This is a genomic window from Paracidobacterium acidisoli, assembly GCF_003428625.2.
In the GTDB taxonomy this organism is placed as follows: domain Bacteria; phylum Acidobacteriota; class Terriglobia; order Terriglobales; family Acidobacteriaceae; genus Paracidobacterium; species Paracidobacterium acidisoli.
This window is the reverse complement of record NZ_QVQT02000006.1, coordinates 209,715-223,579: the sequence shown is the minus strand read 5'-3', so window position 1 is coordinate 223,579 and position 13,865 is coordinate 209,715. Positions and strand designations below refer to the sequence as shown.

The 13,865-nt window shown below is 62.0% G+C and carries 12 protein-coding genes; 9 read left to right on the top strand and 3 right to left on the bottom strand.

Translation table 11 applies throughout. From position 1 onward, the window contains the following. Positions 1-43 precede the first annotated feature (43 nt). The 6 genes from D0Y96_RS16850 to pnp all read left to right on the top strand — a co-directional run bounded on the left by D0Y96_RS16850 (position 44) and on the right by pnp (position 7,156). Positions 44-1,258 (top strand): VWA domain-containing protein, encoded by a 1,215-nt coding sequence (locus D0Y96_RS16850; RefSeq protein WP_158562452.1) that lies wholly within the window; start codon positions 44-46, stop codon positions 1,256-1,258. 85 nt (positions 1,259-1,343) lie between these two features. After that, positions 1,344-2,018 carry a dienelactone hydrolase family protein gene (locus D0Y96_RS16845; RefSeq protein WP_117302241.1) on the top strand — a complete coding sequence of 225 codons (675 nt, stop codon included), beginning with the start codon at positions 1,344-1,346 and terminating at the stop codon, positions 2,016-2,018. Positions 2,019-2,263: 245 nt separating this feature from the next. Then, a complete protein-coding gene (locus D0Y96_RS16840) occupies positions 2,264-3,604 on the top strand; it encodes an MFS transporter (protein WP_117302698.1) in 1,341 nt (446 codons plus the stop codon). Positions 3,605-3,621: 17 nt separating this feature from the next. Further along, positions 3,622-4,005, top strand: coding sequence for a hypothetical protein (locus D0Y96_RS16835; protein ID WP_117302239.1), 384 nt, complete (start codon positions 3,622-3,624; stop codon positions 4,003-4,005). A gap of 130 nt (positions 4,006-4,135) precedes the next feature. Continuing rightward, positions 4,136-4,402 (top strand): 30S ribosomal protein S15, encoded by a 267-nt coding sequence (rpsO, locus tag D0Y96_RS16830; protein ID WP_117302237.1) that lies wholly within the window; start codon positions 4,136-4,138, stop codon positions 4,400-4,402. 267 nt (positions 4,403-4,669) lie between these two features. Continuing rightward, positions 4,670-7,156, top strand: coding sequence for a polyribonucleotide nucleotidyltransferase (pnp, locus tag D0Y96_RS16825; RefSeq protein ID WP_117302235.1), 2,487 nt, complete (start codon positions 4,670-4,672; stop codon positions 7,154-7,156). 200 nt (positions 7,157-7,356) lie between these two features. Here the strand turns inward: pnp and D0Y96_RS16820 are convergent, their stop codons facing one another. Further along, entirely contained in the window at positions 7,357-8,220 is an 864-nt protein-coding gene (locus D0Y96_RS16820) for an ABC transporter permease (protein WP_117302233.1), read from the bottom strand. 412 nt (positions 8,221-8,632) lie between these two features. Between D0Y96_RS16820 and D0Y96_RS16815 the strand changes: the two genes are divergently transcribed. After that, positions 8,633-9,637, top strand: coding sequence for an NAD-dependent epimerase/dehydratase family protein (locus tag D0Y96_RS16815; protein WP_117302231.1), 1,005 nt, complete (start codon positions 8,633-8,635; stop codon positions 9,635-9,637). A gap of 15 nt (positions 9,638-9,652) precedes the next feature. Then, complete coding sequence (locus D0Y96_RS16810) at positions 9,653-10,417, top strand: WecB/TagA/CpsF family glycosyltransferase (RefSeq protein ID WP_117302229.1); 765 nt, start codon at positions 9,653-9,655, stop codon at positions 10,415-10,417. Between the two features lie 341 nt (positions 10,418-10,758). Here the strand turns inward: D0Y96_RS16810 and D0Y96_RS16805 are convergent, their stop codons facing one another. After that, on the bottom strand, positions 10,759-11,604 hold the full coding sequence (locus tag D0Y96_RS16805; RefSeq protein ID WP_117302227.1) for a 2OG-Fe(II) oxygenase: 846 nt from the start codon (positions 11,602-11,604) through the stop codon (positions 10,759-10,761). Positions 11,605-11,800: 196 nt separating this feature from the next. Next, entirely contained in the window at positions 11,801-12,277 is a 477-nt protein-coding gene (locus tag D0Y96_RS16800) for a metallophosphoesterase family protein (protein ID WP_117302225.1), read from the bottom strand. A 1,082-nt stretch (positions 12,278-13,359) separates the two neighbouring features. Here D0Y96_RS16800 and D0Y96_RS16795 point away from each other — a divergent pair. Next, positions 13,360-13,689 (top strand): hypothetical protein, encoded by a 330-nt coding sequence (locus D0Y96_RS16795; RefSeq protein WP_199480413.1) that lies wholly within the window; start codon positions 13,360-13,362, stop codon positions 13,687-13,689. The last annotated feature ends 176 nt before the right edge of the window (positions 13,690-13,865 follow it).

The following is a 13,865-nucleotide window of genomic DNA, read 5'->3' as shown; positions in this document are numbered from 1 at the left end:
GACTAAATCGGCGCGCTCTGCGTCTCAGAAAACAGAGGACCGCGTGGCCGTTTCGCAAAACCATTCCCGGAATCATCTCCAGACCTGTCTCCACACCCGTCTCCGGACGCGTCTCTTCCGCCTGCTCGCGCTCGGCAGCCTCTTCGCCGCCGCATCCTTTGCCCTCGCGCAGGAGCCATTCCCCGGCGAGCCCGCCCAGCCTCCGGCCCAAAGCCAGTCCCAGTCCCAGCCGGAAGGTCAGCCGCCCGGGCCCCCGCAACACGCTCCGCTGTCCGTCCCTGACTCCGCCTACCAGGCGCCCACCATTCGCGTCACCACCAACGTCGTGCTCGTTCCCACGCTCGTCGAAAAATCCGACGGCGAAGTCATCTACGGCCTGCAGTCCAAAGACTTCACCCTGCTCGACAACGGCGTGCCGCAGAAGGTGCGCGTCGACGACGACATGGACACGCAGCCCGTCTCGCTCGTCATCTGCGTCGAGCGCGGACGCGACGCTGCCCTCGAATTCAGCAAGATCAGCCACCTCGGCTCGCTGCTCCAGCTCTTCACCGGCCAGGGACACGGCGAAGTCGCCCTCGTCGCCTTCGACTCGCAACCCGAATACCTCGATCAGTTCTCGCAGGACACCACCTACATCGAAGAGGATCTCGCCCGTCTGCCTCCCGGCGATGGCGGCGCCGCTATCATGGACGCCGTCGGCTTCTCCGAGCATCTGCTCGAAAGCCGTCCGCCCGATCACCGCCGCGTGCTGCTGCTCATCAGCGAATCGCGCGACCACGGCAGCCACAAGGTCACCATCCCGCAGCTCGTGCAGCGCATCGGCGTCAGCAACACGCTCGTGCTCAGCCTCGTCTTCTCGCCCTCCAAAGCCGAGCTCATCGACTGGGCGCGCGGCAACACCGGCGGCGGGTCGGAGCTCAACATCCTCGCCCCGCTCATGATGACCATGAACGCCATGCGCCGCAACACGCCGAGGACGCTCGCCGAGATGAGCGGCGGCGAATATGCGCCCTTCACCAAAGACAAAGGCTTTCAGGATCGCGTTGCCGAAGAGGCCAGCCACGCCCGCAACCGCTACATCCTCAGCTTCCATCCCTCCGATCTCACGCCCGGCCTCCACTCCATTCAGGTAAAGCTGACCGAGGACTACGGAGCGCACATCGTGGCCCGTGCCAGCTACTGGGCCGTCAACGCCGACAGCCAGACGCCCGCGCCGTCCCCCGTTCCTGCTCCGGAAACTCCGCCTGGGAACAACTGACGCGGCCGCATGCCGCTCCGTCTCTGCCGCATTCTGCAAGCAGTCCGAACACCATCCAACCCCCAACTTCTTCGGAGATACCGTCATGAGTGAAACTGTGAAGCTGAAGGCCGGCGACGGCCATGAGTTTGATGCCTATGTAGCACGCCCCGCCGGAGAGCCCATCGCCGGTCTCGTCGTCGTGCAGGAGATCTTCGGCGTCAACAGCCACATCCGTTCCGTCGCCGACAGCTATGCGAAGGACGGCTTCCTCGCCGTCGCTCCCGCGCTCTTTGACCGCTATGAGCGCGGCGTCGATCTTGGCTATCAGGGCCCCGACATGGAGAAGGCAAGAACGTTCCTGCCCCACCTCAATATGGATTTCGCCGTCAGCGACGTCGCCGTCGCCCTCGACTATGCCCGCGGCGAAAGCGGAAAGAAGACCGGCATCATCGGCTACTGCTTCGGAGGAACCGTCGCATGGCTCGCCGCGACACGCCTCCATCCCGACGCCGCCGTCGGCTACTACGGCGGGGGCATCGGCCGCTTCGCCTCCGAGCACTCCACGGCTCCCGTTCAGCTCCACTTCGGCAAACTCGATCAGCACATCCCGAAGGAAGAGGTGGACAAGGTGCAGGCCGCCAACCCCTCCGTCGAGGTCTTCTGGTATGACGCCGGCCACGCCTTCAACGCCGATCCCCGCCCCAGCTACGACGCGGCCTCGGCAAAGCTGGCCCGGGAGCGCTCGCTCGCCTTTCTCAAAGAGCACCTGACCACGTAAGCGAAGGCCCGGCAGCGCATGCGTCCGGAGCCGATACCGAGCCATTCTCCGGAAGCGACGATTGCGCAGGGCATCGCTCTGCGGCGCTGTTTTTCCTGCCTCTGGTCCGGAAGAAAAATCGCGGAGGGAAGTCCGTGCAGCGGGAAATCCTGGAATGGGAAATCCCGTATCGAGAAATCCAGGGCACGAAATCCGGCGCTTTTCGCACCTCCATCCACCCTGCGGCATCGAAAATAAAGGAGAGCATGACAGACGAGTCGCAGGGACAGCCTCCCGCCGCCAAATCCCGGGCACCGCGCGATTTTTCCCACGCATGGCGTGCGCTCCGCCATCGAAACTTCCGGTTATTCTTCGGCGGCCAGAGCATCTCGCTCATCGGCACCTGGATGACGCGCATCGCCACCGCGTGGCTCGTCTACCGGCTCACAAAATCGGCTCTGCTGCTCGGCTTCGTCAGCTTCGCCGGTCAGATTCCGACCTTTATCCTCGCGCCCTTTGCCGGTGTCCTCGTCGACCGCGCCGACCGCCGCGCCGTTCTTGTCTGGACGCAGACCCTGGCCATGGTGCAGTCCCTGGCCCTCGCCGTGCTCACGCTGATGCACCGCATCAACATCACGGAGATCCTCGTCCTCAGCATCTTTCAGGGGATGATCAACGCCTTCGACATGCCCGGCCGCCAGGCCTTCATGGTGCAGATGGTCGAGGACCGCAACGACCTCTCCAACGCCATCGCCATCAACTCCTCGATGGTCAACATCGCCCGCCTCATCGGCCCGTCGCTCGCCGGGCTCATCATCGCCGCCAGCAGCGAAGGCTGGTGCTTCCTCATCGACGGCATCAGCTACATCGCCGTCATCATTTCGCTGCTGCTCATGCGCGTAAAGATCGCCGAAGTCCGCCGCGCGGCCACCTCCATGCTGGTGCAGATGCGCGAAGGCTGGGACTACGTCTCCACCTTTACGCCCGTCCGCACCATCCTGCTGCTCTTTGCCGTGGTCAGTCTCATGGGCATGCCCTACATGGTGCTCATGCCGGTCTTCGCCGCGCAGGTGCTGCACGGCGGCCCGCACACTCTCGGCTTCCTTATGGGCGCGGCCGGCGTGGGAGCCGTCGTCTCCGCCCTCTCGCTCGTCGTCCGCAAATCCGTCCGCGGCCTCACCAAAATGATCCCCATCGCCGCCGCCGTCTTCGGAGCCAGCCTCGTTCTCTTCGGCCTCTCGTCCGTTCAGTGGCTCTCCATGACGCTCATGCTCTTCACCGGCTTCGGCATGATGCAGGGCCTCACCGCCAGCAACACCATCATTCAGACGCTCGTGCCCGAGGACAAGCGCGGCCGCGTCATGAGCTACTACACCGCGGCCTTCGTCGGCATGGCGCCCTTCGGCAGCCTGCTCGCCGGCTCGCTCGCGCACTGGATCGGCGCGCCCCGCACCGTCATGTTCACCGGCTCCTGCTGCATCCTCGGCGCTCTCTGGTTCTGGAGCCGCCTGCCCGCCATCCGCAAAGAGATGCGGCCCGTCTACGAACAGCTCGGCATCATCCCGCCCCGCCCCGTCCGCCTCGTCGAAGAGCAGGCAGGGAACTGAAGAGCCCTTTCGCCGCCATGTATGATCCTTCCGTGAGCTCCGCCCGACTCAGCGTGGAACGCGACTACCCGCTGATCTGGGCGCGCCGCCGCGCCCGCCGCACTGCGGCTCTGAAGCTCCTCATCGTCGCCGTTCTCCTGCTTCTCACCGGTACCTTCGCCGAGCTGCGCCATCAGATGTGGGCAGCGCTCGCCATCGGCTTTGCCTTCCCCATGCTCTTCATGGCGAACCTGGTCTGGGTCTGGAGCCTCTTCTTCCGCTGCCCGCGCTGCGGTCATCCCTTCGGGGCCGGAAAGCGCCGCGCCGGCCGCTCAGCTCTCGCCGGACTGGGTCCGGTCTCCGGTAACCCCTTCACAAAACAGTGCCTGAGCTGCGGTCTCGCGCTCCGTGCTGAAGAGTAATGCGGAAGAGTAATCCGGAGCGCCTGCCACGCAGCTTTTCACTGGCCGCAAAAAGCTACCCATGTTACTCTTGATGCAGACACTTAGGAAGTGTATTTGACTGAGATTCATCAAGGAGTAGCGCACACCCGTGCTGGCACCTGCAAAAAAAATCGACATCATCTCCCGCTTTCGCACGCATGACACCGATACCGGCAGTCCTGAAGTGCAGATCGCGGTTCTCAGCGAGCGCATCGGCGAGCTGACCGAGCATTTCAAGACGCATGCGAAGGATCACTCCTCACGCCGCGGTCTTCTGAAGCTGGTCAGCAAGCGCCGCCGTCTGCTCGATTACCTCAAGACCAACGACACCGACCGCTATCGGGACGTGATCGGCAAGCTGGGTATCCGTAAGTAATATCAGCAGGCACTTTGTCTCCGACGCGCACGCGACGAGCAACGGAAACAGCATGGACCTTCCCGGCGGAAGGGCAAACGGCCGCCGCTGGTTCCGTGCAGAGGCATTTTCTGCCCCTTATGCGGAGAGTCGCGCCATGAGTCGCGCGCTCCCGCACCTCCTCATCGTTTTCCGTCCCGCCTCGTGCGTCCATCTCTCTGACCTCCGGCACTTCCGGCGAGCGAACTCGCCCCGCCGGAGCGTCTCCCCAACCGAAATGAGGAATCTATGAAACAGGAAGTGTTCGTCGAACTTGCCGGTGGCAGGCGACTGAGCTTTGAAACCGGGCGCATGGCCAAGCAGGCCTCCGGCGCCGCCCTTGTCACCCAGGGGGATTCCGTTGTGCTGGCAACCGCTGTCGCCTCACCCGATCCGAAGGAAGGCATCGACTTCTTCCCCCTCACCGTCGATTACCGCGAGTACGCCTACGCCGGCGGACGCATCCCCGGCGGCTTCATCAAGCGCGAAGGCCGTCCCAGCGAGCGTGAGATTCTCACCAGCCGCCAGATCGACCGCCCTATCCGCCCGCTCTTTCCCGAAGGCTTCCGCAATGAGACCCAGGTCATCGCCCTGGTCTTCTCCGCCGACAGGGAAAACGATCCCGACGTGATCGGCATCAACGCCGCCAGCGCCGCGCTCGCTCTGTCCGACATTCCCTTCGCCGGTCCCGTCGGAGCCGTTCGCATCGGCCGCGTTGGCGAAGAGTTCGTCGTCAATCCCACCTACACCGAGCGCCGCGAGAGCAGCATCAACATCATGGTCGTCGGCACCCGCGACGGCATCGTGATGGTCGAAAGCGGATCGACCGAGGTCAGCGAAGAGATCGTTCTCGGAGCCATCGAGTTCGGCCACGAGCAGATCAGGAAGATCGTCGCCGTGATCGACGAGCTGGTCGTGAAGGCCGGCAAACAGAAGCGCGCCGTCAACGCCCCCGAGTTCGACACCGGCTACTACGAGTCCATCAAAGCGCAGATCGGCGCGCGCCTCAGCGACGCTCTCGACACGAAGACTCATCCCAAGACCGAGAGCTACGCCCTCGTCAAACAGATCAGGGACGAGCTGGCCGCCAGCCTGAAGCAGCTGCCCGAGGCCGAACAGCCCGCCGCGAAGAAGAAGCTCGCCACATACTACGAGACCCTCCGCGAGCGCATCTTCCGCGAGCAGGTCACGAAGGACCGCGTCCGCCCCGACCGCCGCGCCTTCGACGAGATTCGCCCCATCAGCATCGAAACCGGCGTTCTGCCCCGCACCCACGGCTCCGCGCTCTTCACCCGCGGCGAAACCCAGGCTCTGGTCACCGCCACGCTCGGCACCAACGATGACTCTCAGCGTCTCGAGAGCTTCGAAGGTGAGCAGAAGAAGCGCTTCATGCTGCACTATAACTTCCCGCCCTTCTCGGTCGGCGAAGTCGGCCGCATGACCGGCGTCGGCCGTCGCGAAGTGGGCCACGGAGCTCTCGCCGAGCGCGCCATCAGCGCCGTTCTTCCCTCTGAAGCCGAGTCGCCCTACGCGCTGCGTATCGTCTCCGACATCCTCGAGTCCAACGGCTCCTCGTCCATGGCCTCGGTCTGCGGCGCCAGCCTCGCGCTCATGGATGCCGGCATTCCCCTGAAGGCGGCTGTGGCCGGTGTGGCCATGGGCCTCGTCAAGGAAGACGAGAGCTACGCCATCCTGACCGACATCGCCGGAGCCGAAGACCACTACGGCGATATGGACTTCAAGGTGGCCGGCACGCGCAACGGCATCACCGCGCTGCAGATGGACATCAAGATCACCGGCATCACCTTCCAGATCATGCGCGAAGCCCTCGAACAGGCGCGCCGCGGCCGGCTCTTCCTGCTCGACAAGATGGACGCGGCCCTCATCGGACCCCGCACCGAAAAGTCGAGGTACGCTCCGCAGATCCGCACCCTGCAGATTCCCACCGACAAGATCCGCGACCTCATCGGGCCCGGCGGCAAGACCATCCGCGGCATCATCGAGGCCACGCAGGTCAAGATCGATGTGGACGACACCGGCCGCGTCAATGTGGCGTCGAGCGACGAGGAAGGCCTGAAGAAGGCGCTCGCCATGATCAACGACCTCACCGCTGTCCCTGAAATCGGCAAGACCTACCTTGGCAAGGTGGTTCGCCTGGCCGAGTTCGGCGCCTTCATCGAGCTCTTCCCCGGCACCGACGGTCTGCTGCACATCAGCGAAATCGCCGAGCACCGCGTCCGCGAAGTCAAGGACGAGCTGCGTGAAGGCGATCAGGTCATGGTCAAGGTCCTTGGCATCGAGGGCAACCGCATCAAGCTCTCGCGCAAGGCCCTCATCCGCGAACAGCGCCAGAAGCTGGGTCTTGAACAGCCCGCGGCCGAAGGTTCGCAGGAAGCGCCTGTGGGCGATGTCGCTGCCTCATCCGAGGAGCGTCCGCGCCGCCAGCCGCGCCCTGAGCCGGTCGAGCGCCAGCCTTCTTCCAACGCCAGCACCATCACCATCGAAGGCGGCGACGACTTCGAAGACGGCGAAGAGGGTGATGAGGAGGGCGAGGAGATCAACTTCAACCGTGCCGACGGAGTGCCGGCCGCTGCCGGGAACGGCGAGCGCCGTCCCGCTGGTGGTTCCGGAGGCGGTCCTGGACGTGGACGCCGTCGCCGCCGCGGCCGTGGTCCTGGCACCGGTAGTGGTGGTGGACGTGGCCCGGCCGGCGGTGGAAGCCGCGGACCGCAGTAAGCACAGGTCACAGAGCGCAGATCACAGCGCTCAGAAACAGCAAAGCGCCGCCCATCCGGGTGGCGCTTCTGCTTTGTACCGGTTCACACAAAAATCGCACACATTGTGCAACTCCTGCCATGCTGTGCAGTTCCAATTCTGCGCCCTGCGCCCTGCGCCCTGCGCCCTGCGCCCTGCGCCCTGCGCCCTGCGCCCTGTCTCTATATCCCGACGCTCATCCTCGTTCTCGGATCGAGGAAGTCGCGCAGCGCATCGCCGATAAAGTTGAAGGCCAGCACGCACAGCATCACGGCAATCGCCGGAAAGATCACCAGATGCGGCGCGTCGAACAGGTGCGGCCGCGCGTCGTTCAGCATCGAGCCCCAGCTCGCTGCCGGCGGCGGAACACCCAGTCCCAGAAAACTGAGTGTCGCCTCGGCCAGCACCGCTCCCGCCATGCCGATCGCCGACTGAACGATCAGAGGCTGCAGAATATTCGGCAGAATGTGCCGCAGAAAGAGCCGCAGATCGCTTGCGCCCAGCGCCCGCGCGGCCTCCACAAACTCACGCTCCCGCGCCGCCAGCACCTGCGCCCGCACCAGCCGCGCGTAGCCCACCCAGCCCCCGATCGACAGGGCCAGAATCAGGTTCAGCAGCCCCGGCCCCACGAAGGCCACAAAGGCAATGGCCAGCAGAATCCCCGGCAGGGAAAGGAACGCATTCATCACGAAGATGTTGAGAAACGTGTCCAGCGCGCCGCCGTAAAAGCCCGCCAGCCCGCCCAGAACCAGCCCCAGAGCCAGCGACAGCCCCACCACGGAAACCGCCACCGTCAGCGAAATTCTCGCTCCATAAATCGCCCGCGAAAGAATATCCCGCCCCAGCTCGTCCGTCCCGAACCAGTGCGCGTGGCTCGGCGCAGCCAGCCGGTCGTTCAGATGGATCGCCGCCGGACTGGCCGGCGCGAGGAAGGGCGCAAACAGCGCCAGCACCAGGAAAAGAATCAGCAGCGCGACCCCGACAGCGCCGAGCGGCTGCCTCAGCAGCGCCGTCCGCAGCCCCGCCCGATCCTGCGAAGGATTCATAAGTGGTCCGGTCAAAGTATTATTCCGGGGTTCAATGAACGATGCATCATGAAGTCAGCTGAAACACTCATAATAAAGGGACAAGCATCTGTTTCATCTGATTTGCCGTCTAAGCAGACATTAACCTGAATTGGCTGCGGAAAAAATGGGCTCTCTGAAGTAACGAAAACGAGTCACTGCTATAGTCACTGCTACAAGGCAGGCCACCATGAGCTTGACAGTCCAGGGTAATCGCCTCGACAATATTTTCAGGGACATCACCTTCGCATATCGTTCAGTCCCTGCTCACCTTCTGAGCCCACATCGACGAAACGAACCGCTGTTTTCGACAAAGCAAAAGACAATTACTCTGGTACTTGGTTTGCGGTAACGCAGGATTGAGCACAACTCTCTCTGGAGGAGCATTCAAGGCATGAATCTGAAGGGCGAAAAGGTCGTTGTCTGCGGCGCCGGTGGTTTTATTGGCGGTCACCTGGTAAAAAATCTGCTGGATGATGGTGTCGAGGTGGTGCGGGCAGTCGATGTCAAGCCTGTCGAGGAGTGGTATCAGTCTTCTGAAGGCGTCGAAAACCTGGCCCTCGACCTCAAGGATAAGGATAGCTGCCTCAAGGCAGCCGACGGCGTCACCGCCGTCTTCCAGCTCGCTGCCGACATGGGCGGCATGGGCTTTATCGAGAACAACAAAGCGCTCTGCATGCTCAGCGTGCTCACCAATACCCACATGCTCATGGCCGCCCGCGACAAGGGCGTCGGCCGCTTCTTCTATTCTTCCTCGGCCTGTGTCTACAACGGCGACAAGCAGAAGACCCCCGATGTCGTGGCCCTGAAGGAAGAGGATGCCTATCCGGCCCTCCCCGAAGACGGCTACGGATGGGAAAAGCTCTTCAGCGAGCGCATGTGCCGCCACTTTGAAGAGGATTTCGGCCTCCAGTGCCGCGTGGCCCGCTATCACAACGTCTATGGTCCGCTGGGCACCTGGACCGGCGGCCGCGAAAAGGCTCCCGCCGCCGTCTGCCGTAAGGTCATCGAGGCGAAGCACTCCGGCAATCACACCATCGAGATCTGGGGCGACGGCAAACAGACCCGCAGCTTCATGTACATCGACGACTGCACCCAGGGCAGCCGCATGATTATGGAGAGCGATATTCATGAGCCGATTAACCTCGGCTCCAGCGAGCTTGTTACCATCAATCAGCTGGTCGATATCGCCGAAGAGATCGCCGGCATCCGCCTGAAGCGCACCTATAAGCTCGACGCGCCGAAGGGCGTCAACGGCCGCAACAGCGACAACACGCTCATTCAGAAGTATCTTGGCTGGGAACCATCCATCCGGTTGAAGGACGGCCTGGCAAAGACCTACGAGTGGATTGAAAGTCAGATCCTTTCCTCAACCCGCAGTTTCGCAGGCGTTGTTTAGGAGCTGATCGCGCGAATGAAATCGCATCGGGGATACAGGCAGATCCTGGGAATCCGTTTCTACGCAGGAGACATCCATGGCGCGCTCGAGCGTATGCGCCACGGCGGTCTCCTCGTCGTTCCGGCCGCTCCCGCGCTCAAAGATCTCGCGACAAACCCTTCCTATCGTGAGGCGCTCATCCATGCCGATGTCGCCATCACCGACTCGGCCTTCATGGTCATGATCTGGAATCTTCTGGAGCGCGATTCGATCCGCCGGCTCTCCGGCCTTGAATACCTCCGCGGCCTGCTGCAGATGGACGAGGTGCGCAAGCCCTGCGAGACCCTCTGGATCATGGCCGGTCCCGCCAACGCAAAGCGCAATCTGGAGTGGCTGGAAGAGCAGGGAATCCTCGTTCCCGAGGATTACGTCTATATGGCTCCGATGTACGGCGGCGAAATTCAGGATGAGGCACTGCTCGCCCGTCTCCGCGAGCTGCGCCCGAAGCACATCATCATCACCGTCGGCGGCGGAACGCAGGAGCGTCTCGGCCTTTATCTCAAGCGCAGCCTCGAATACACTCCCTCGATCCACTGCATCGGAGCGGCCATCGCCTTCCTCAGCGGCGATCAGGTCCGCATTCCCGCCTGGGCCGACAAGCTTTACCTGGGCTGGCTCTTTCGCTGCTTCTCCGCGCCGGGCCGCTATGTGCCCCGCTACTGGGAGGCGCGCAAGCTGTTGCCTCTGATGGTGCGTCATCGCAGTCAGCTTCCCGGCCATAACGACCGCGAAGTTGCCTGAACAATTTTCACCCTCCCCCGGATGAAACGAGGCCATTTCGAGAGAAATGGCCTTTGTCTTTAAGCAGGAAAGGTGCCCCACACCAGCTGCTTCTGCCTGTGTGGGAAACATACCTTCCCTTTGTCATCCCGAGCGAAGCCGAGAGATCTGCTTTTTGCTTTGTATCAGGGCACGGCTTCAGCCGTGCCGAAAAGATCTCCGAAAAGAAGGGGCTTCAGCCCCTGTGTAAGATAGCCACGGAACACATCTCGTCTCGCGTCAGCCAGACCCGGTAGAAGCGCCGTGCTTTAAGCCCGGCGGGTAAAGATGTGAGAAACCGGGGGCTTCAGCCCCGGCTCTTTTTACGCGTTCGGATCTTTCTGGCCGCGCATGCTCTTGTAGGCGTCCACCAGAATCGGCGGCGTTACCGCCTTCAGCGCGCTCTTCAGGCCCGATTCCTTCACCACCACTGCCTCGGGCTCCTTCGCTTCGCCCTCTTTGGTGCGGAAGAGCGTCGAGTGCGAATCGCTGCGTTCTTCATCCGGCCGTCCGTTCGAGTAGTAATACGTGGCCATCGACTTCCGCGAGCGATCCGGCGGGCAGCTCAGCGGTGTCGGATGCCCATGGAACGAGAAGTCCGTCGTGCTGAAGATCGCGCAGCGGTTGAACAGCGGCAGAATCTTCTTCTCCGCGCCCTTCATCTCGCGATCCCACAGCTCGAAGTGGCCGCCATACGACTCATCCCAGTCCTTGTTCATATAGATCAGCATGTTCAGCCGGCGATCCAGCTTCAGCTTCTGGTGCAGGTTAAAGTCCGCATGCACCTCGAGGTGGCCGCCGCGTTCGATCTGGTGCAGTCCGCCTCCCACGAAGTAAGGATCGGGGATCACGCCCTGAATGCCGGTCAGCACTTCCAGAAACTGCAGCATCGGACGACTGTTCAGAAAATACAGTACGTCGCGGATCGAATCCGGCAGCTTCTCCGCGATATCGAAGGCCAGCTTCTTCTCGTTCTGATTCGAAAACTCATTCCACTTCAGCTGTTTGGGCTGCGGAAAGTCACGAAGCACGGCCTCTGCCGTCTCCTGGGGCAGGAAGTCGTCGAAATAGATATGAGGAAAGGGCTTATTGGCCTTGTACTCCGCCGCCTTTTCCCTGGCCAGACGCTCCAGCTTCGTTAAATATTCTTCACTGAATAAGACACTCATCGACTTTGTCTCCCGCGTTTCCGCCAGCAACCGTGCAGCATGGGTTCAATTGAGCGCAGTGTACCATCCGGAGAAACCGCAAAAAATACCACCGATGAGGGGCCTTCGAGGTTACCCGTGTGGAAGCCCGCGATCACTCCAACGGGTTACTGAAGCCGTGAAGGCAGGGCCGCCTTATTCCGGAACGCTTACACACTCACCCGCCTGCCTCCAGCAGGACGATCTGCGCTTCGATGCGGCCTTCGCGAATCTCGATCCTGCCCACCGAAAGCGGCAGCGAGAACCGCCGCGGTCCCGCGCTTCCCGGATTGAAGTACAGCACACCCGCATGACGGCCCGCTCCCTCTTCGACGGCCGGCTTATGCGAGTGCCCGCTCACCACCACGCCCACGCTGGCAGCCACCGGATCGAGGTCAAGCTCATTGCGGTCATGAATCAGATAGAAGCCGATGCCGCCCAGCTCGATCAGCTCCGTCTCCGCCAGCGCCGCGCATGCTCCCGTGCGATCGACATTGCCTCGGATCGCCGTCACCGGCGCCAGCTCGCTGAGCCGCTCCAGAATCGCCGCATCGCCAACGTCGCCCGCATGCAGAATCTGATCGGAGCCGCGCAGCGCCTCGACCGCCTCCGGACGCAGCAGCCCATGTGTATCGGAGATCACGCCAATCCGCATCTCTCCAGAGTAGAGCATTCTTCGTCGCGGCACACCGGGAGTCCGGGTGCCCCACCTTCGCGAATCGGGGTCCCCGGCGAACAACGTGCGCCGGGGTGGGAGCTAAGGTGGGAAGCGAAAGATAGGAGGCATCATCGCTTCGTATCAGGGCACGGCTTCAGCCGTGCCGAAAAGATCTCTCAAAGAAGGGGCTTCAGCCCCTGTGCGACTCAGCCACGGAATACTTCTCGTCTCGCGCCAGCGAGACCCGGTAGAAGCGCCGGGCTTTAGCCCGGCGAATAAAGATGTGAGAAAGAGGGGCTTCAGCCCCGGCTCTGCCAAAACGCGAACGAGAAGCGTAAAACCTCCCTGAAGCAAAGCTACTCCGGAAATAAATCAAAAATAGTTCTCACTAAGAGTTGCTTTTTCGAGACTACCTGTGGCAAAGTAACTTCTGCACAGGAGAAACGCCCGATGAACTACAAAACGCATAACTCGATGCGCAGGCTGGAACAGGGAAGCTATCCCTGCGTCGGCCGCCGGGCCTGGTTTCTCTCCCATCGCTAAGCTTACGGCGAATCCTGCGCAATCGCACGCATAACCTGTTTTCACTGAGTGGCGAAGAAGGCAGTTCCTTCGATTGACACGCAAACGTACTGTCTTCGCTTGTTCCCTCAGTGATACATGACCTGAGAAAGCATGGCCGCATGCTCGTGCATATCTGCGCGCAGATACGGCCGTCACCGGTGGCGAAAGAGAAGAGTTACTTCTTCTGCTGAAATACCAGCAGGGCCAAGAAGACCCTGCCGGAGCAGATACATCGCGGGACGAGGGCGCAGCCCTGAATCACAACGTACCGCGATGTCCATGGCTCCGAACTCTTTTCGTCTATTCCCCGGTGCTTTCTTTCGTCATGCGTGCTCGAAACAATCTCGGCCGGTGGTGAAGAGAACGGATACTTCGCCTGTTAAGCGGGTGGATGCAGGTTCGATTCCTGTCGCGGACGTAAGTTCGTGTAGCTCAATGGCAGAGCACCTCAAAGACCGTTTTCGCTCGTTCCCCGGTCACTAACTTCCCGGCACTTCCGGGTAGAAGAGGATGTTATGGGCAACTTATACGTGAAAGGTGGAACGCCGAAAGGTTCGGTATCGCTGTGCGGCACCTGCCTCTCCGCTCAGATCATCACCGGATACCGCGAGTCGGAGATGCTGGTGATCTGTACCGACGTGCATCCGAACATCGCGCTCCCGTTTAAGGTGTACGAATGTTCGGCCTATGGCGATAAGAACCGCCCTGACTGGGATCAGATGGAGAAGTTGGCTATTGATGTCCGGCCTTCCGCATCCCTCAAACCGGTCGGCTTCAAGGTCCGCACCAGCGTAACCACGGCGGACAAAACAGAAACCGAGGTTTCGGCGGAAGACGAAGAGTAGTCCGCCGGACCCCCAGGCAATATTGGCGAAGAAGAGAAGTTTTCCGGTAGAAGCACCGGGCTTCAGCCCGGTGACTGCAGCCCGAAACACAAAGGGCTTCAGCCCCGGTCTTCTCACAGAACGCCGCAACCCCAACCCTCGCCGGTGGCGCAGGCTGCGGATACTTCAACGGCAGA